General features: G+C 75.3%; 16 protein-coding genes. 8 read left to right on the forward strand and 8 right to left on the reverse strand.

Going from position 1 to position 18,708, the window contains the following annotated elements:
* Positions 1-29 precede the first annotated feature (29 nt).
* On the forward strand, positions 30-953 hold the full coding sequence (locus tag KV381_RS29780; RefSeq protein ID WP_030625472.1) for a LysR family transcriptional regulator: 924 nt from the start codon (positions 30-32) through the stop codon (positions 951-953).
* Positions 954-1,412: 459 nt separating this feature from the next.
* Here KV381_RS29780 and KV381_RS29785 read toward each other — a convergent pair whose 3' ends face one another.
* Complete coding sequence (locus tag KV381_RS29785; RefSeq protein ID WP_256995176.1) at positions 1,413-4,157, reverse strand: ABC transporter permease; 2,745 nt, start codon at positions 4,155-4,157, stop codon at positions 1,413-1,415.
* The gene (locus KV381_RS29790) at positions 4,154-4,852 is read right to left on the reverse strand and encodes an ABC transporter ATP-binding protein (protein WP_218787326.1); all 699 of its coding nucleotides are present in this window, start codon (positions 4,850-4,852) and stop codon (positions 4,154-4,156) included. The genes KV381_RS29785 and KV381_RS29790 overlap by 4 nt, the downstream gene beginning before the upstream one ends.
* 190 nt (positions 4,853-5,042) lie before the next feature.
* Here KV381_RS29790 and KV381_RS29795 point away from each other — a divergent pair, with 190 nt between their 5' ends.
* Both KV381_RS29795 and KV381_RS29800 read left to right on the forward strand, forming a co-directional pair.
* On the forward strand, positions 5,043-6,275 hold the full coding sequence (locus tag KV381_RS29795; protein ID WP_218786746.1) for a sensor histidine kinase: 1,233 nt from the start codon (positions 5,043-5,045) through the stop codon (positions 6,273-6,275).
* Entirely contained in the window at positions 6,263-6,922 is a 660-nt protein-coding gene (locus KV381_RS29800) for a response regulator transcription factor (protein WP_086778155.1), read from the forward strand. The genes KV381_RS29795 and KV381_RS29800 overlap by 13 nt, the downstream gene beginning before the upstream one ends.
* A gap of 29 nt (positions 6,923-6,951) precedes the next feature.
* Here the strand turns inward: KV381_RS29800 and KV381_RS29805 are convergent, their stop codons facing one another.
* Complete coding sequence (locus KV381_RS29805; protein WP_218786748.1) at positions 6,952-7,344, reverse strand: VOC family protein; 393 nt, start codon at positions 7,342-7,344, stop codon at positions 6,952-6,954.
* Between the two features lie 77 nt (positions 7,345-7,421).
* Here KV381_RS29805 and KV381_RS29810 point away from each other — a divergent pair, with 77 nt between their 5' ends.
* Together KV381_RS29810 and KV381_RS29815 are read left to right on the forward strand one after the other, a co-directional pair.
* A complete protein-coding gene (locus tag KV381_RS29810) occupies positions 7,422-8,063 on the forward strand; it encodes a nucleoside/nucleotide kinase family protein (RefSeq protein WP_218786749.1) in 642 nt (213 codons plus the stop codon).
* A gap of 218 nt (positions 8,064-8,281) precedes the next feature.
* Entirely contained in the window at positions 8,282-9,430 is a 1,149-nt protein-coding gene (locus tag KV381_RS29815) for an aminopeptidase P family protein (RefSeq protein ID WP_218786750.1), read from the forward strand.
* 18 nt (positions 9,431-9,448) lie between these two features.
* On the opposite strand, the gene treZ is transcribed toward KV381_RS29815, so the two are convergent.
* The gene (treZ, locus tag KV381_RS29820; protein WP_030083773.1) at positions 9,449-11,209 is read right to left on the reverse strand and encodes a malto-oligosyltrehalose trehalohydrolase; all 1,761 of its coding nucleotides are present in this window, start codon (positions 11,207-11,209) and stop codon (positions 9,449-9,451) included.
* A gap of 212 nt (positions 11,210-11,421) precedes the next feature.
* Between treZ and KV381_RS29825 the strand changes: the two genes are divergently transcribed.
* Positions 11,422-12,816: a GH1 family beta-glucosidase gene (locus KV381_RS29825; RefSeq protein WP_030083775.1), complete on the forward strand. Its 1,395-nt coding sequence runs from the start codon at positions 11,422-11,424 to the stop codon at positions 12,814-12,816.
* A 15-nt stretch (positions 12,817-12,831) separates the two neighbouring features.
* On the forward strand, positions 12,832-13,962 hold the full coding sequence (locus tag KV381_RS29830; protein ID WP_103538308.1) for an alpha-L-fucosidase: 1,131 nt from the start codon (positions 12,832-12,834) through the stop codon (positions 13,960-13,962).
* Here KV381_RS29830 and KV381_RS29835 read toward each other — a convergent pair.
* From KV381_RS29835 to KV381_RS29845, 3 genes are all read right to left on the reverse strand, one after another.
* On the reverse strand, positions 13,934-14,845 hold the full coding sequence (locus tag KV381_RS29835; protein ID WP_086778160.1) for a GNAT family N-acetyltransferase: 912 nt from the start codon (positions 14,843-14,845) through the stop codon (positions 13,934-13,936). The two genes, KV381_RS29830 and KV381_RS29835, sit on opposite strands and share 29 nt — an antisense overlap.
* A 248-nt stretch (positions 14,846-15,093) precedes the next feature.
* Positions 15,094-15,339, reverse strand: coding sequence for a hypothetical protein (locus tag KV381_RS29840; RefSeq protein ID WP_050495699.1), 246 nt, complete (start codon positions 15,337-15,339; stop codon positions 15,094-15,096).
* Positions 15,336-16,316 carry a GNAT family N-acetyltransferase gene (locus tag KV381_RS29845; RefSeq protein ID WP_218786751.1) on the reverse strand — a complete coding sequence of 327 codons (981 nt, stop codon included), beginning with the start codon at positions 16,314-16,316 and terminating at the stop codon, positions 15,336-15,338. The genes KV381_RS29840 and KV381_RS29845 overlap by 4 nt, the downstream gene beginning before the upstream one ends.
* 141 nt (positions 16,317-16,457) lie before the next feature.
* On the opposite strand from KV381_RS29845, the gene KV381_RS29850 reads away from it, so the two are divergent.
* Positions 16,458-17,195 carry a DUF1707 and FHA domain-containing protein gene (locus KV381_RS29850; RefSeq protein ID WP_078611210.1) on the forward strand — a complete coding sequence of 246 codons (738 nt, stop codon included), beginning with the start codon at positions 16,458-16,460 and terminating at the stop codon, positions 17,193-17,195.
* 40 nt (positions 17,196-17,235) lie between these two features.
* Here KV381_RS29850 and lpdA read toward each other — a convergent pair whose 3' ends face one another.
* Positions 17,236-18,657 (reverse strand): dihydrolipoyl dehydrogenase, encoded by a 1,422-nt coding sequence (lpdA, locus tag KV381_RS29855; protein WP_218786752.1) that lies wholly within the window; start codon positions 18,655-18,657, stop codon positions 17,236-17,238.
* Positions 18,658-18,708 lie beyond the last annotated feature (51 nt).

The raw sequence follows: 18,708 nt of genomic DNA on the forward strand, positions 1-18,708 counted from the left end.
GTTCCGCCGCCACCTGGGACAATGGGCACATGATCGATGCGCGGCGGCTGCGAATCCTCCGTGCGGTGGCCGACCACCGCACGGTGACCGCGGCCGCCGCCGCCCTGTATCTGACGCCCTCCGCCGTCTCCCAGCAGCTCGCCGCCCTGGAGCAGGAGACCGGCCACCGCCTCGTCGAACGCGGCGCGCGCGGCGCCCGGCTCACCGCCGCCGGGGAGATCCTGCTCAGCCACACCAACCTGGTCCTGGCCCAGCTGGAGCGGGCCGAGGCGGAGCTGGCCGACTACAGCGCGGGTGTCGCCGGTACGGTCACGGTCGCCGCGTTCGCCACCGGCATCGGCCTCGTCCTCGCCCCCGCCCTCACCGAGCTGGCCCGCACCGCACCCGGCATCCGGGTCAAGGTCCAGGACGCGGAGGGCGACGCGAGCGTGCCGATGGTGCTGGACCGGCAGGTCGACGTGGCGGTGGCCGTCGAATACCGGGGCGCGCCCGCCGAGGACGACCGCCGCCTCACCCGCGTACCGCTGTACTCGGAGCCGTTCGACGTGGTGCTCCCGGTGAACCACCGCCTCGCGGACCAGGCCCAGGTGGCGATCGCCGACCTCGCGAAGGACCTGTGGATCGGCCAGTATCCGGGCAACCCCTGCCATGACGTGGTGGTCCTGGCCTGCGAGTACGCCGGGTTCGCCCCGCGCCTCGAACACGCGTCGGACGACTTCCACGCCGTGGTCGCCCTGGCCGGGGCGGACGCCGGAGTGGCCCTGGTGCCGAGGTCCGCGCTGCGCGGGATGGAGCTGACCGGGGTGGTCGTCCGCCCGGTCGAGGGCAGCGCCCCCACCCGCCGGGTCTTCGCGGCCGTACGGCAGGGGGCCGAGGGCCATCCGCTGATCCGGCCGGTGCTGGTCGCGATGGAGGCGGTGGCCGTACGGGAAGCGGGGCTGGCCCGCGCCTGAGCGCCGGCCCGCCCGCACCCGGCCGACGGGGCGGGCCCGAGCGCCGCCGCTCCCGGCGGGTGGGCTTGAGCGCCCGCCCCTCCCTCGGGCCGTGCCCGGTCGTGCGCGCCCGGGTCACGTAAGGCGCGTACGTCGCCTGATCCCGCGCCCCCCCGCAGCCCGGTCGCCGCCGCATCCGCCCGGCCCGGGTCGTAGAGGAACTGGGAACTGTCCGCCAGGTGCGGGCCGCCGTGCAGCAGATGGGCCAGCTGTCCCGCCCCGGCGACGACGAGGTCGAAGAACAGCTCGTTCCAGCCGGCGTGCCGCTCGGCGGGCGCGGCGCTCCCCGTGGACTCCTTGGCCTCCATGGACCCCTGGTCATCGGACGGTGTCCGGCCGCGCCTCGGCTGTGGGCCGAATGGCGACGGGGCGCGGTCGGGGGCGGCGGCCGTCCGCCACCCGTGACCGCGCCCCTGGCCCTCACCGCGCCCCGCGCCCCAGGACGAAGCGTCCGCCCGACGCGCCCGGGACCAGCGTTCCTGCCGCCGCGGCGAGCGCCACCGCCCCCGCGATCACTCCGTAGTGCGCCGGCGGGAGGTACGGGGCCGTGCCCGCCACCGCGACGGCGAACGCGGTCAGCGGGACGGCGGCCACCGCCGTGCCGATCACCAGCCCGGCGACCGTCACCAGACCGGTCTCCAGCACCAGCATCCGCCGCAGCTGCCGACGGCCCGTGCCGACCGTCCGCAGCAGCCGGAACTCGCCCCGGCGGCCGAGCGTGATCAGCGCCAGCGTGGTCACCACGGCCAGCAGGGCGAAGCCGCCGATCACCCCGACGCCGATGACGATCATGGCGTTGTCCTCGTCCGGCACCGGCGGAGCGGTCCTGATGTCGTCGGGCGTGGCGGCCCGCACCGCCACCCCGCCTCCGTACGGGGCCAGTGCCTTCCGCACGGCGGCCACCGGGTCCGCCCCGGACGCGGCACCGGACGAGGCCCCGGCCCCGGTCCGGATCAGGACGACCTGGTCCCGTGCCGCCGAGACATGGCCCGCCAGCGCCTCGCGCGGGAAGAGGAACTCGCCCAGGCCCAGCTCGTGTCCGTACACCGCGACGACCCGGGGCTCCACCCGCGTACCGTCGCCGAGCCGCAGCGCCACCCGGTCCCCGGGTCCGACCCCCAGGCTCTTGGCCCGGTCCGCCCCGACCGCGACCGCGTCCCGCCCCGTGAGCCGGTCCAGGTCGCCCGCCGTGACCCGCGGGTCGAGGATGCCGGACAGGCCGCGCGCCTCCACGCCCAGCACGGGCAGTCGGGTCAGCACCGGTTCGCCCGCCTCCCGGTCGGCCAGGACGACCGCCGAACGCAGCACCCCGGTCGCCGCCGTGACCCCCGGCGCCTCCCGCACCGCCCGGGCCGCCCCGGCGGGCAGGCCCGCCGCACCGCCCGTCGCCACCAGGTCCGCCCGCAGCGCGGCGGACGCCTGCCGGTCGGAGGCCCGCTCCAGCGTCGGCCCCGCGGCGAGCTGCACACAGACGAACGCGACCACCAGCACGATCGGGGTGAACGCGGCGGCCAGCCGCCGGGTGTGCGCCGAGGCCGCCCGCTCGGCCAGGAACCCCGAGACGCCGCCCGCCCGGCGCAGTGGACGGCCCAGCGCACCCAGGGCGATCCGGGCGACCCGGGGCCCCAGCAGGGCGACCGCGATCACCAGCGACAGCGCCGCGCCCGAGGCGGCGGCGCCCGCGGCCTGACCGCTCTGCGTTGTCGCCACGCCCGCCGAGCTGACCCCGGCGAAGGCCAGCACCACACCCGCGACCGTACGGAACCGCCCCGGCCCGCTCGGCTCGTCCGCCGTCGCCGCACCCAGCGCGGCCGCGGGCCGCAGCCGGGTGATGGACCGGGCGGCGAGCATCGCGACCGGCCGCGCCAGCAGCGCGACCAGCAGCCCGCCGGCCAGCGCGGCGGCGGGCGGCAGCCACCACGGCACCGGCAGCGGCAGCGTCCCGGTGGTCAGCAGCGAACGCATCGCGAGCCCCAGCGGTACGGCCCCGAGCCCGCCCAGCAGCGCCGCCACCGCGGAGACCCGGCCCGCCTCCCGGCCGATCGCGGACCGGAGCTGACGGGGCGAGGCCCCCACCGCCCGCAGCAACGCCAGCTCCCCGGACCGCTGATGGATCGCCTGGGACAGCGTCGAGGCGATCACGAGGAGCGCCACCATCAGCACCGTCCCGCCGATCGACCCGAGCAGGGCCAGCCGGTCACCGCGCCCGCCGAGCGCGTCCACCTGCTCGGCCTCCCCGCGCTCCGCCCCCGTCAGCACCCGTACGCCCCGGTCGGATCCGGCGACGCCCGCGTCCTCGGGCAGCACCGCGCCGATCGCGTCGCGCAGCGCCTTCGGCGGAACGCCCGGCTCCGCGATGACACCGATCGCGTCGATCCGGCCCGGGTGCCCGGCCAGGGCGGTCAGCCGGGGCTCGGTGAAGAACACGGCCGGGGGACCGTCGCCGTTGTGCCCGGCGCGGGCGATGCCGCTGACGGTGTACGTCCGGGCGGTCCCGTCGGCCCGCAGGACGATCCGTCCTCCCGGGGCGGGGCCGTCGGCCGCCAGTGTGCCGTCCAGGACGACTTCGGTCGCGTCGCGTGGGGCCCGCCCCTCCGCCAGTTCGTACGGGGTGAGCGCGGCGGACGGCCAGGAGCGGCCCACCGCGGGCCGCCCGTCGCCGGTGGCCACCGGCACGGAGTCGTCCGCGACGGCCTTCGCCACCCCGTCGGCCCCGGCGACGGCGGCCAGCACCGACCGGTCCAGCCGGGCCCGCTCGGGCAGATACGCCGTCGCCGTCTGCGGTTCACCGCCCCAGGGCTTCGCGGTGTACGACACCTTCTGGTCCGCCGCCACCACCGCGTCGGCGCCCGCGTACCGCTGCACCGGCGGCGCGGCCACCAGCAGCGAGCCGACCACGAACGCGAACGCGCCGATCAGCGCGGCCGCCGCGCCCGTCGCCACGATCACCGCCGCCCAGGCCCGCCGGTGCGTGGCCAGCGACCGCCGGGCCAGGAAGGCCGACGCCCGCCGTGACCCCCGCCGTACGCCCCGCGCCTCCCGGGCCGCCGTGCCCGACCGCTCCCGTGCCGCGGTGGAACGCGTCCCGGCGAACTTCGCGGCAGGCGGCTTCACCGCGGCCGCCTCCACCACGGCCGCCTTCTTCGTCGTCGTACGCTTCCTCATCGCAGCCGGCCGCCGTCCATCGTCAGCACGGTGTCCGCCCAGCTCGCCGCCACCGGGTCATGGGTGACCATCACGACCGTGCGGCCCTCGATCCGTACGGCGTCCCGCAGCAGGGCCAGCACCAGCGTCGCGGACTCCGGGTCGAGCGAGGCGGTCGGTTCGTCCGCGAAGATCACCTCGGGCTCCGTCACCAGCGCCCGGGCCACCGCGACCCGCTGCTGCTGGCCGCCCGACAGCGTCGACGGCCCGTCGCCGCCGCGCCCCGCCAGGCCCACCCGGGCCAGCAACTCCCGTCCCCGCGCCAGGACCTCGGGTCCGCCCGGGTCCGCACCGCCCAGCACCAGCGGCAGCACCACGTTCTCCTCGATGGACAGCGACGGCACCAGATTGAGCGCGTGCGACTGGAAGACGAACCCGATCCGGTCCCGGCGCAGCCGGGTCAGCGCCGCCTCCGAGAGCGACCCGAGATCGACGCCGGCGATCCGCACCGTCCCCGAGGTCGGCCGGTCCAGGCCCGCCGCGACCTGGAGGAAGGTGCTCTTGCCCGAACCCGAGGGGCCGACCACCGCGGTGAAGCTCCCGGCCGGGACCGTACAGCTGACCGCGTCGAGCGCCGCCGTCCACCGGCCGCTTCCGCGCCGCCCGTAGCTCCGGTTCACCTCCTCAAGACCGAGCGCGGCCGCCTGCTCCACCATCGTCGTGCGCACTGTTCGCCTCCACCGTCCCCGTACCGTCCACAAGCTGTTTGACCTGCTAGAACGCTATGAGCCCGGGCGCGGCCGGGCGAGGGTGCGCACTACCGGACCGGGGGTGGAGCCAGCTGCACCCCCGGCCGGGGGCCCGCCCCCCTCCGGCGGTGGGCCCGCCCCCGTACCGTGGGCTGCCATGAGCAGCTCCCCGTCCGCCCCTCTCACGCTCGCCGTCCGGCGTTCCTGGGACGCCTCGCGCTACCTCTTCCTCGGCATCGGGATCGCGCTGCTGACCTACCTCGGCGCGTTCCTGGTGGTGGCGGCCCTCCTGTTCGCCGTCGCGATCATCGGGCTGCCCGCCCTGCCGGAGGCCGCCACGCTGCTGCGCCGGGCCGCCGGGGCGGAGAGCCGCCGGGCGGCGGCCCGGCTCGGGCCCGGACACCGGCCGGTCTCCTACCCGCCGCCGCCCGGCGGCGAGTTGTCCGAACGGGTCCGGTGGACGCTCACCGACCGGACCACCTGGCGGCTCGCGCTCTGGCTGCCCGTGCAGACGCTCTTCGGGATGGGCCTCGGCTATCTCGCGATGGTCCTGTGGCCCGTCGCCCTGCTGGTGGACGGGATCGTCCTGCCCGTCGTGGGACTGGTGGACCGGCGGCGGGCCGACGAGTACGGCACCGAGCCGCCCGAGCGGCCGGGCTGGGCGCTGCGCTGGCACCCGGTGCTGGCCGACCTCTCGGCGGGCTGGACGCTGGCCCTGCTCGCCCCGCCGCCCGCCGCCGAACTCACCGAGCGGATCGCCCACCTCACCGAGAGCCGGGCCGGTGCGGTCGCCGCGCACGGGGCGGAACTGCGGCGCATCGAACGCGATCTGCACGACGGGGCCCAGGCCAGGATCGTCGCCCTGTCGATGCGGATCGGGCTCGCCAAACAGCTCCTCGACCGCGACCCGGCCGCCGCGCGGGCCCGCCTGGACGAGGCCCAGGACGGGGCGGACGCCGCGCTCGCCGAGCTGCGGCACGTGGTGCGCGGCATCCACCCGCCGGTGCTCACCGACCGTGGACTGGCCGGTGCGGTACGGGCGTTGGCCGCCGATGTCGCCGTACCCGTCACGGCGGACCTGGACGCCGTGGAGGACGGCCGGCGGCTGCCCGCCGCGATCGAGGCCGCCGCCTACTTCGTGGTGGCCGAGGCGCTCACCAACATCAGCAAGCACAGCGGCGCCACCGCCGCCCGGGTCCGCATCGACCGGCCCCCCGGTCTGCTGCGGGTGACCATCGGCGACGATGGTCGCGGCGGCGCGGACGAACGCGCCGGCAGCGGGCTGGTGGGCATCCGGCGGCGGGTCGCCGCACTGGACGGCGCCACCCGCGTCAGCAGCCCCGCCGGGGGGCCGACGGACATCGAAGTGGAGCTGCCGTGCGGATCGTGATCGCCGAGGACAACGCCCTCCTGCGCGAGGGCCTGATCCTGCTGCTCACCAGCTCCGGACACGAGGTGGTGGCCGACGCGGCGGCCGGCCCGGAGATCCTGCCCGCCCTGCTCGAACACCGTCCGGACGTCGCCGTCCTGGACGTACGGCTGCCGCCCACCTTCCGCGACGAGGGCCTGCGGGCCGCGCTCGCCGCCCGCGCCGAACTGCCGGACCTGCCGATCCTGGTCCTCTCGCAGTACGTCGAGGAGACGTACGCCGCCGAACTGCTCGCCCAGGGCGCCCGGGGCATCGGCTATCTGCTCAAGGACCGGGTGGGCCGGGTCGAACAGTTCCTGGAGGCGCTGGACCGGGTGGCGGCGGGCGGCACCGCGCTCGACCCGGAAGTCGTCTCCCAGCTCCTCACCCGCAAGTCCTCGGCGGGCCCGCTCCAGAGTCTCACCGCCCGCGAGCGCGAGGTCCTGGAACACATGGCGCAGGGCAAGGCCAACGGCACCATCGCCGCCGAACTCACCGTCTCCGAAAGGGCGGTGAGCAAGCACATCGGCTCGATCTTCGCCAAGCTCGGCCTGGAGCCGGACGACGGCACCGTGCACCGGCGCGTCCTCGCGGTGCTGGCCTACCTGGAGGGCCGGGGCGGGCACTGAGCCCCGGGCCCAGGAGGTGGTCCTCGGGCTCAGGCGGCCGGCTGGAGCAGGTCCCAGCGGTTGCCGTACAGGTCCTCGAAGACCGCGACCGAGCCGTACGTCTCGTGCCGGGGCTCCTCCAGGAACCGCACCCCGGCCGCGCTCATCCGCGCGTGGTCGGCCGCGAAGTCCTCGGTGTGCAGGAAGAAGCCGACCCGGCCGCCCGTCTGCGCCCCGACGGCCGCGGTCTGCGCCTCGTCCTTCGCCCGGGCCAGCAGCAGCCCCGTGCCCGCGGCCGCCCCGCGCGGGCGCACCACCACCCAGCGGGTGCCGTCGCCCCGGTCGGTGTCCTCCACCGGCTCGAAGCCGAGCGCGTCGCGGTAGTACGGGAGCGCCTCGTCGTAGTCGCGGACGACCAGGGTGACCAGGGCGATGTGGGACATGGCGGGGGAGTCCTTCCGACGGTGAGGTTATACGTAACACTAACGCCGGGGCGTCCCGCCGCCGCACAATGCTCCGCATGGACATCGTGGACGGTACGAGCAACCGCGGCCTCGCCGCCCTGACGGACCGGGCCCGCGCGCTCGCGGACGCCGGACAGCGGCGCGTCCTCGGGATCGCGGGCCCGCCCGGAGCCGGCAAGTCCACTCTGGCGGACCGGCTGGTCGCGGCCCTGGACGGACGCGCCGCCCTCGTCCCGATGGACGGCTTCCACCTCGCCGCCGCCGAACTGGACCGCCTGGGCCGCGCCGACCGCAAGGGCGCGCCGGACACCTTCGACGCGGCCGGGTACGCGGCCCTGCTGCGCCGGCTGCGCGACCCGGACCCGGAGCACGTGGTCTACGCGCCCGCCTTCGACCGGTCGCTGGAGGAGCCGGTCGCCGGTGCGCTGCCCGTACCGCCGGACGTGCCGCTCGTCGTCACCGAGGGCAACTACCTGCTGCTCGACGAAGGGCCGTGGACGCCGGTGCTTGGGCTGCTGGACGAGGTGTGGTTCCTGGACCTCGACCCGGAGGTCCGGGTGCGCCGGCTCGTCGACCGCCATGTGCGCCACGGCCGGCCCCGGCCGGACGCCGAAGAGTGGGTGGCCCGCTCCGACGAGGCGAACGCCCGGCTGGTGGCGGGCGGCCGCGACCTGGCCGACCTGGTCGTGCGCCTCTGACCCGCCGGGCGCTCCCGGCGCACGGCCACGGCGTACGGCACGCGCCACGGCGTACGGCACACGGCCACGGCGCTCGGCACGCGCCACGGCGTACGGCACACGGTCACAGTGTCCGGCACCCGACCAAGGCGTCCGACACACACCGGCAAGCCGGTCGCGTACGCCCCGCCGGGCGGGCAGGATGCTGTGTGCCGTGTCGCACCGCCAGGAGGCCCCGAATGTCCAGCCCGACCCCGTCCGCCCAGCAGCCCGTCCCGCCCGCGCCCTTCACCGCCGACGACTACCGGGCCCGGATGGCACGGGCCGCCGAGTCCGCCGCCGAGGCCGGGCTCGCCGGGGTGATCGTCGCGCCGGGCCCCGACCTCGTGCACCTCACCGGCTACCGCCCCGTGAGCACCGAACGCCTCACGCTCCTGGTGCTGCGGGCCGGTCAGGACCCGGTCCTGGTGGTCCCGACCCTGGAGGCCCCCGACGCGGCCGCCGCCACCGGGGCGCCCGCCCTCACCCTGCGGGACTGGACCGACGGCAAGGACCCGTACGCGGTGACCGCCCCGCTGCTGGACGCCGAGGGCCGCTTCGGCGTCAGCGACAACGCCTGGGCGATGCATCTGCTGGGCCTCCAGCGGGAGTTGCCCGGCACCTCCTACACCGCGCTCACCGAGGCGCTGCCGATGCTCCGTGCGGTGAAGGACGCCGCCGAGCTGGAACGGCTCGCCGCCGCCGGGGCCGCCGCCGACGCCACGTACGAGGAAATCCTCAAGATGCGCTTCTCCGGCCGCCGGGAGATCGACCTGGCCACCGATCTCGCCGCGCTGCTGCGGGAGTTCGGACACTCCCAGGTCGACTTCACCGTCGTCGGATCCGGCCCGAACGGGGCCAACCCGCACCACGAGGCGGGCGAACGCACCATCGAGCGCGGCGACATGGTCGTCCTCGACTTCGGCGGGCTCAAGCACGGCTACGGCTCCGACACCTCCCGTACGGTCCACGTCGGCGAGCCCACCGCCGAGGAGCAGCGGGTCCACGACATCGTCCGCGAGGCCCAGCAGGCGGGCTGCGCCGCCGTCCGGCCCGGCGTCGCCTGCCAGGAGATCGACCGGGCGGCCCGCGCGGTGATCACCGAGTTCGGCTACGGCGACCGGTTCATCCACCGCACCGGCCACGGCATCGGCGTCACCACCCACGAGCCGCCCTACATGATCGAGGGCGAGGAGCAGCCGCTCGTGCCCGGCATGTGCTTCTCCGTGGAGCCCGGCATCTACCTCCCGGGCCGCTTCGGCGTCCGGATCGAGGACATCGTGGCGGTCACCGGGGACGGCGGGCGGCGGCTCAACACCACCGCCCGCGAACTGGCCGTCGTGGAGTAGGCGCGCGGGCGCGGGAGTTCAGTCGTCCGCGAGCACCACGCAGGACTCCGGCGGCAGACGCAGCACCCCGTCCGCCCCCGGCGCCTCCACCGGCTCCCAGGCCGCCAGCACCCGTCCTCCGGACCGGCGGTGGCGGCCGAGACCGAGCGGGATCGCCGCCGGCTTGTCGGCCAGGTTCACCACGACCCGCAGATCGCCCCTGCGGTACGCGAACCACCGCGCGTCCTCGTCGAACGCGGTCTTCACCGACGCCAGGTCGGGGTCGTGCAGATCGGGCAACGTCCGCCGCAGCGCGATCAGTTCGCGGTACCACGCGAGCAGCCGTGCGTGCGGTTCGCGCTCCGGCTCGGTCCAGTCGAGGACCGAGCGGTCGCGGGTCGCCGGGTCCTGCGGGTCGGGGATCTCCTCCTCGGCCCAGCCGTGCGCGCCGAACTCCCGCCGCCTGCCGTTGCGTACGGCCTCGGCCAGCTCCGGGTCCGTGTGGTCGGTGAAGAACTGCCACGGGGTGCGCGCCCCCCACTCCTCGCCCATGAACAGCATCGGCGTGAACGGACCGGTCAGCACGAGCGCGGCGGCGCACGCCTGGAGCCCGGGGGAGAGGGAGGAGGCGAGCCGGTCGCCGAGCGCGCGGTTGCCGATCTGGTCGTGCGTCTGCGCGTACCCGACGAAGCGGTGCGCCGGGGTACGGGACACGTCGACCGGGCGGCCGTGGGTCCGGCCCCGGAAGCTGGACCACGTCCCGTTGTGGAAGAACGCCGACGTCACCGTCTTGGCGAGGGCGGCGAGCGGGGCGCGGGCGAAGTCGGCGTAGTAGCCCTGCGACTCGCCGGTCAGCGCGGTGTGCAGGGCGTGGTGGAAGTCGTCGTTCCACTGCGCGTGCAGCCCGAGGCCGCCCGCCGGACGCGGAGTGGTGGTGCGCGGGTCGCAGAGGTCGGACTCCGCGATCAGCCCGAGCGGCCGCCCCAGCTCCACCGCCAGCGCGTCCACCGCCGCCGCCAGCTCCTCCAGGAAGGTCAGCGCCCGGGTGTCGGCCAGCGCGTGCACCGCGTCCAGCCGCAGCCCGTCCAGCCGGTAGTCGCGCAGCCAGGCCAGCGCGCTGCCCAGCAGGAACGCCCGCACCTCGTCGGAGCCCGGCGCGTCCAGATTGACCGCCGCGCCCCACGGGGTGTGGTGGGTGTCGGTGAAGTACGGGCCGAAGGCGGGCAGGTGGTTGCCGGACGGGCCCAGGTGGTTGTGGACGACGTCCAGGACCACCCCGAGCCCCAGCCCGTGCGCCGTGTCGACAAAGCGCTTCAGCCCCTCGGGCCCGCCGTACGGCTCGTGCACCGCCCAGAGCGAGACGCCCTCGTAGCCCCAGCCGTTGACCCCCGGGAACGGGCAGAGGGGCATCAGCGACACATGGGTGACGCCCAGCTCCGCCAGATGGCCCAGCCGCGCCGCCGCCGCGTCGAAGGTGCCCTCGGCGGTGTACGTCCCCACATGCAGCTCGTACAGCACCGCCCGGTTCAGCCGCCGCCCCGCCCATCCGTCGCGCCAGGCGTACGCCTCCTGGTCGACGACCGCGCTCGGACCGTCCGGCCCGTCCGGCTGACGCCGCGACCGGGGGTCCGGCAGCAGCGGCCCGTCGTCCACCCGGAACCCGTAACGGTCCCCGTCGGACGCCTCCGCCTCGGCCGTCCACCAGCCCTCGCGCCCCGCGTCGCGCTCCATCGGGGAGCGGACGTCCGCCGCCTCCAGCACGACCGAGTCCGCCTCGGGGGCCCACACCTCGAACTGCATCCACCACTCCTCGTCCCTGGGCGGGGCGCGCGCGGCCCGCGGCCGGGCTTCACGCTCCACGCGACAGGCTCTGTTGCCGCCCGCCACCGGCGATTAAGGTCTGGTCCTGATCATTGCCCGGCGCGTTCCCGCTCATACGGATTTCGCGCACACGTACTGGTTTTGGCGACACGTACCGGTTCCGCTCAGACGCACGGCTGCTGGAGGCCGCGATGACCCTGCCGATGTTCCCGCCCGGCTTCCTCTGGGGAGCCTCCGCCTCCGCCTTCCAGACCGAGGGGGCGGTGGACGCGGACGGCAAGGGCCCCTCCGGCTGGGACGCCTTCGCCGCCCGGCCCGGCCGGATCAAGGACGGCACCGACACCACCCGGGGCACCGGCTTCCACGCCCGCTACCGCGAGGACGTCGCCCTGCTGGCCGGGCTCGGCGCCGACGCCTTCCGGTTCTCCGTCAGCTGGCCCCGTGTGGTGCCCGGCGGCAGCGGAGCCGTCAACGCCGACGGGCTCGACTTCTACGACCGGCTCGTCGACGAGCTCTGCGCCCACGGCATCACCCCCGCCCCCACCCTCTACCACTGGGACACCCCGCTCCCGCTGGAGGAGGCGGGCGGCTGGCTCGACCGGGACACCGCCCACCGCTTCGCCGAGTACGCGGGCATCGTCGCCGAACGCCTCGCCGACCGCGTCCCCATGTGGATCACGATCAACGAGCCCGCCGAGGTCACCATGCTCGGCTACGCGCTCGGCGAGCACGCCCCGGGCCGCACCCTGCTCTTCGACGCCCTGCCCGCCGCCCACCACCAGCTCCTCGCCCACGGCCTCGCGGTCCGCGCCCTGCGCGCGGTGGGGGCGGACAACATCGGGGCCGCCTTCTCGCACGCCCCGGTCTGGACGGCCGGGGACACCGACGAGGACCGCTTCGGCGCGGAGCTGTACGACACGCTCACCAACTGGCTCTTCGCCGACCCGGTCCTCACCGGCCGCTACCCGGACGAGGGCCTCGCCGCCCTGATGCCGGGCCCGGTCGCCGACGACCTGAAGGTCATCTCCACCCCGCTCGACTGGTACGGCGTCAACTACTACAACCCGACCCTCGTGGGAGCGCCCCGGCCCGAAGCCCTGGACACCTTCTCCGGCTTCGCCATGCCCGCCGAACTCCCCTTCGGGATACGGGAGATCGAGGGGTACGAGAAGACCGGCTTCGGCTGGCCCGTCGTCCCCGAGGGCCTCACCGAGATCGTCACCACGCTGCACACCCGCTACGGCGACCGCCTCCCGCCGCTCTACATCACCGAGAACGGCTGCGCCCTGGAGGAACCGCACGCCGACGACCGCCGCATCGCCTACCTGGAGAGCCACCTCACCGCCCTGCGCTCGGCGATGGACGCCGGGGTCGACGTACGCGGCTACTTCACCTGGTCGCTCACCGACAACGTCGAGTGGACGGAGGGCGCCTCGCAGCGGTTCGGCCTCGTCCACATCGACTACGAGACGCTGACCCGTACGCCGAAGGCCTCGTACGCCTGGTACCGCGACCTGATCCGCGCACAGAAGACACAGAAGCGGAACCCGGCGGTCGAGGGGGCTTACGCGGCACCCCCCGAGTGATCAATACTTCCCGCCATGGTCGCTTCATGGTGGTCCCGGGCCCGGCTGGGGATCTTCGTTCACTGGACACCCGCATCCGTACCCGGCTGGGCCCCGCCCTACGTCCCCGCCGCCGAACTCCCGGCGGCGGGCCGGCGCGCTCCGCTGGGCTGGACCTCGTACGCGGAGTGGTACGAGAACTCCCTCCGCTTCCCCGGCTCCCCGGTCTCCGCCCACCACCGCGCCACCTACGGGAAGCGCCCCTACACCGACTTCGGCCACGACTTCGAGGACGGGCTCGCCGGCTGGGACCCGGCCGCCTGGGCGCGCTCCTTCCGCGAGGCGGGCGCCGGATACGCGGTCCTGGTCACCAAGCACCACGACGGGTTCTGCCTCTGGCCCTCCGAGACGGAGAACCCGCACCGCTCCGGCTGGCACACCACCCGGGACGTGGTCGGCGAGTTCGCCGAAGCCGTACGGGCCGAGGGCCTGCGCTTCGGCGTCTACTACTCCGGTGGACTCGACTGGACCTTCGACGACCGGCCCATCGGCACCGCCGCCGCCATGTTCTCCGCGGTCCCGCGCGGCGCCTACCCGGCGTACGCCGACGCGCAGCTGCGCGAGCTGATCCGCCGCTACCGCCCCGACATCCTCTGGAACGACATCGCCTGGCCCGCCTCCGCCGCCGAGGTCCGCTCGCTGGTCGACTTCTACCGCTTCACCGTGCCGCACGGCGTCGTCAACGACCGTCTGCTGCCGTACGCACCGCACTGGCGGGGCCTGAACCTGCCGGGCGCCAAGGCGCTGTACAACTGGTGGGACCGCCGGACGGTGGCGCAGGGCGAGGGCTTCGTCCCGCGCACACCGCCCGTCTTCGACTTCCGCACCCCGGAGTACGCCCGCTACGAGGGCTCCGACCCGTACGAGATCACCCGGGGCGTCGACCACAGCTTCGGCTACAACCGGGCCTCGGGGCCGGACTCCTTCATCGGCCGCGAGGCGCTGACCTCACTGGTCCGGGACACGGCGGCCGACGGCGGGAACGTGCTGCTCAACGTGGGGCCGCGCGGCGAGGACGCGACGATCCCCGCCGAGCAGCGCCTGCGCCTGGAGTGGCTGGCCGAGGAGGCCGGGGCCCTCACGCCAGATGGACCCACTCCTGGATGACGGGGTACCCGGCGCGGGCGAACGCGGCGGCCATCGGCGCGTTCCCCTGGTCCGTCGCCCCCGCGACGAACTCGGCGCCCTGCTCGACCAGGAAGCGCGTGCACTCCACCAGCAGGTCGTAGCCGTAGCCGTGCCCGCGCGCCTCGGGCACGACCCCGATGAAGCCGACGCAGGGCCCCGACGGGTTGTGCGCCGGAATCTGGATGCCCGCGACCTCCCCGTCCGGGGTGTACGCGAGCCGCCACCACTCCCTCGGCGAGGGGCACCAGTGGAAGAAATCCAACTCCTCGCGCGCCGCCGCCTCCAGGCCGCCGGGGCCCTCGATGGCCTTGCGGGCGTGGGCGTCCAGCGTCGCCGAGTGCACCCGGCGCAGCACATCGAGGATGACCTCGTCGTCCGGCTCCGGGCGGTAGGTGAGCCGGCCCGTCCGCTCGGGGAGCGGGCAGCCGGGGGTCCAGCGGTAGCGGTAGCGCTCGACCAGCGGCTTCATCCCGGCCGCCGTCGCGGCGGCGACCCGCTCCTCGACGGCGGCCCGCGCCGCCGGGTCGTCCCGCCATCCGGCGGGCGCGATCAGCTCGTACTCCTTGTCGAACGGGGCGCGGCGCAGGAGTTCGGCGCCCGCCTGAGCCTCCCCGTCCGCGAAGTCGAACCAGTTGAGCACGACGGGCTCGGTGTCCCCGGGCCCGCCCCACCAGGCGGCCCTGGCGATGACGGTGTCCCCGCGCAGGGCGACCCACGACCAGTCGGGGCGGTACTCGCCGCCGTCGGCGGTCGAGGTGTATGCGTGGCCGAAGGCGGCCCGGCCGACGAAGGGGCTGTCCTGGAACGTGGTGAAGAGTGCGGCGTCGCTCGGCGTGAGCGCGCGGATGACCGGATCGGTCATGAAGGTGTCCTCCGGGACGGAATGCCGCGCTCCCGGTCAGACGAGGTCCGACACCGCCCGGCGGACGGGACGGGAGCGCGAGAAAGATGTACTGCGGATGGTGGTGCGGCTGTTCCCGCGCATATCTCTCGCCTCCTTCCACGACGGGCGTCGGATGTCGAGACAGACCGTAGCCGACGCCGATACCGCCGTCCACCGCGTTTCCGGCGCGAATCCGTGACCCTTCTTCCGGGCGTGCCCGGGGCCCCTCACTCCCGGTCGCGGCTCCGGCGCCGCAACGCCTCGCGGCGCTTGCGGAGCGCGGCCTGCCGACGGTGGGCGGCCTTCCGCTCGCGGGCCCGCCTCCGGTCCTCGGGCGTACGGTGCTTGCGCGGGCTGACGAAGACGACCATCGCCAGCCCGCCGAAGACCAGAAGCACCAGGAGCGCGACGAGCACGCCCAGCACCGTGACGACCACCGGTTCGTCCGCCGCCAACGCCGACCACGCGTTCATCCGGTGCGTTCCTCGCTCTTCTCCGCGTCCCACACCATGTTGAACGCCCGCTCGAAGGTGACGTACCCGAGCCGATCGAAGGACTTCGCCATCGGTACGTTGCCGAGATCGGTCGCCGCCCGGATCCGGTCCACGCCCTCGGCCGCCAGCACCCGGGTGCCCTCGGCGAGGAGATCGTCGATGTACCCGTGGCCGCGCCGGGCGGGCAGCACCCCGATGTACGCGATGATCGGGTGGTAGTTGTTGCGGGCCGGGATCACGAAGCCGACCGGCTCGCCGGTGGGCAGTTCGGCGATCCGCCACCAGGCCATCGGGGTCGAGTACCCCGCCAATTCCTCGTCGTAGTGCTTCTCGGCCGCCGCGCGGGCGTCGAGCCCGGACGCCAGGTCCTCCTGCCCATGGGCGTCGAGAGTGCCCTCCATCACCGGCGTCATCAGCGCCAGCAGATCCTCCCGGCCGGTGACCGGACGGAACACCAGCCGGCCGGAGTCCCCGGGCACCGGCGTACCGGCCCGCCACTCCAGCCGCAGCCGCTCCACCAGCATCCGCGCGCCGGTCGCCTCCACCGCCGCGATCCGGGCCCCGACGGCCTCCCGGGCCACCGGGTCCTCGCGCCAGTCCGGCGGTACGAACCGCCCGTACTCCGGCCGCTGCGCCCCGGCCGGAACCACGGCCTCCGTCGCCCTCTCCAGCAGCCGGACGCCGATCTCGATCCGCTCCGGGGCGGGCAGCGCGTCGTCCAGGTCGAAGAAGTCCAGCGCCAGCGGCTCGCCGCCCGGCGCGTTCGTCCACCAGGCGGCCCTGGCGACGACCCGCCCGCCGTCCAGGGCGACCCACATCCACTCCGGGAGGCGGCGTCCGGTGGCGAGGTCGTCGGCCAGCTCATGGTCGAGAACGTACGAAAGGCGGCGGAACAGGTCGAGTTCGCCGGGCCCGGACAGCGGGCGGATCGTCAGGCGGGATGGCGCAGGGGGCACACGGTCTCCTCGTGGTGGGTGCGCGGCAGACCCTAGCAAGGGGCCCGGCGGCCGTCCCGTGAGAAAGCGGCGCAGGTCAGCGCGGGAGGAAACACGGTCTCGTCTGGACACCTCGGGCCCCTCGGCCCGACAATCGTCCACGTGACATCCTCCTTCGAGTTCCACACGAGTCCCGCGCGGCTGTCGGACGCCCAGCGCGACCGTGTTCTCGGCCTGCTCAGAGAGGGTGCCGCCCAGGGCAAGCTGTCGCACGACACCTTCATGCGGCGCATGGAGCTCGCCCTCGTCGCCCGCCGCCCCGAGGAGCTGGCGGCCCTCACCTCCGACCTGGACGGCGGCGGCCGCTGGTCCCAGGGCCTGGTCCGGGCGGTCGGCGGAATCTCCGCCTTCCCCGGGCGGCTGCGCCGCGCCTGGCAGACCGAGCGGCTCCCCAAGCTGCTGCTCCCCGCGCCCGGCCCGTATCCGCTGCTCATCGGCCGCGACCCGGCGAACGGACTGCGCCTCAACCACGAGACGGTCTCCCGGCTGCACGCCGAACTCTCCGCGCAGAACGGCCGCTGGGTGCTGCGCGACCTCGGCTCCACCAACGGCACCTGCGTCAACGGCCAGCGGCTCGTCGGCTCCATTCCGGTGCGCGACGGCGACCAGGTGAGCTTCGGCCGGATGAGCTTCCGCCTCACCGCCCCGGCCCCCCGCCCGCCCGAGGCCCGGCCGTCCGCCGCCCGCGCGCCCGAACTGCCACCGCACGCGCCCCGGCCGTCCGCCGCCGCTCCGCCCCAGCTCCCGCCGCCCGCCCCCGAACCCCCGTCGAACGGGCCCGGCCGCCCGGAGCAGGGCTCCGACCGCCCGCCGCAGGGTCCCGGCCTCCCGCCCGGCTGACCCCGCGCCGGGACGCCCGGGCCCGTGCCCGGCCGGGGCGTCAGTGCTGCTGGTGCAGCCCGCGTCCGGCCAACGTCAGGAACACCTCGCCCACCGCCTCGGAGAGCGTCGGATGGGCGTGGATGTGCTGGGCCACATCGGCGGGCTCCGCGTCCCAGCCGACCACCAGCTGGCTCTCCGCGATCATCTCCGAGACCTGCGGGCCGACCAGATGGACGCCCAGCACCCGGCCCGCCCGCTCGGCGACCACCTTCACCATGCCGCCCCGGCCGTGCACCATGCCCTTGGCCACGGCGGTCAGCGGCAGGGTGTTCACCACCACGTCGTGCCCCGCGTCCCGGGCCTGCGCCTCGGTCAGCCCCACCGCCGCGGTCTGCGGCGAGGAGTACGTGACCCGGGGAACGGCGGCGTAGTCGACCGGGACGGTACGCAGCCCGGCCAGCGTCTCCGCGACCAACAGCCCCTCGGCGAACGAGGCGTGGGCCAGGCCCGGGGAGGGCGGCGGCAGCAGGTCGCCCACCACGTGGACGCCCGGCACCGCGGTCTCAAGCCGCGACCAGTCGGCCGGCACCACATGGCCCCGCCCGTCCGTCGTCAGCCCCGCCGCCGCGAGCCCCAGGCCCTCGGTCACCGGCTCCCGGCCGACCGCGACCAGCAGCCGCTCGGCCGCCACCGTGAGGCTCTCGCCCCGGGCGGTCCGCACGACGGCCCGCACCCCCTCGTCCACCACCGCCCACTCCAGCAGCCGCGCGCCCGCCTCCACCCGGATGCCCCGCTTCCTGAGCCCCCGCAGCAGATGCCGCGACACCTCCGCGTCCTCCAGCGGCACCAGCCGGTCGGCGGCCTCCACCAATGTGACCTCGGCCCCCATCGACCGGTGCAACGAGGCGTACTCGACACCGATCGCCCCGCCGCCGACCACCAGCACCGACCCGGGCAGCCCCGGTGCGTCCAGGGCGTCGTCGCTCGTCACCACCCGCCGCCCGTCCACCGCCTGCCCCGGCAGCATCCGCGGCCGCGAACCGGTCGCCAGCACCACGCCCCGCCGGGCCACGACCTCTCCGTACCCGCCGATCCGGGCCGAGCGCGGGCCCGTCAGCTCGGCACTGCCCCGCACCACCTCCACGCCGGCCCGGGCGAGTTGCGCCTCGACCCCCCGGTGGTTACGGGCGACGATGTCGTCCCGGGTCGCGACCAGGGCGGGCCAGTCCACCGAGTCGAGCGTCGCCTTCACCCCCCACCGCTCCCGGGCCTCGGCGATCCCGTCGACCAGCTCGGCCGCGTGCAGCATCGCCTTGCTCGGGATGCAGCCGCGGTGCAGACAGGTGCCGCCGATCGCGTCCCGCTCGGCGAGCACGACCTTCAGCCCCAGGGCGGCGGCCCGCAACGCCGTGGAGTAGCCCCCCGTGCCGCCGCCGATCACCAGTACATCCGTCGCCTGCTCCGTGTTCGTCCGCGTCATGGCTCCACCCTGGCCCGGGGCCCGGTCATGCGTCCAAGGCAGAATGCGTGT

This window comes from Streptomyces sp. WY228 (assembly GCF_019287315.1).
GTDB lineage: Bacteria > Actinomycetota > Actinomycetes > Streptomycetales > Streptomycetaceae > Streptomyces > Streptomyces caviscabies.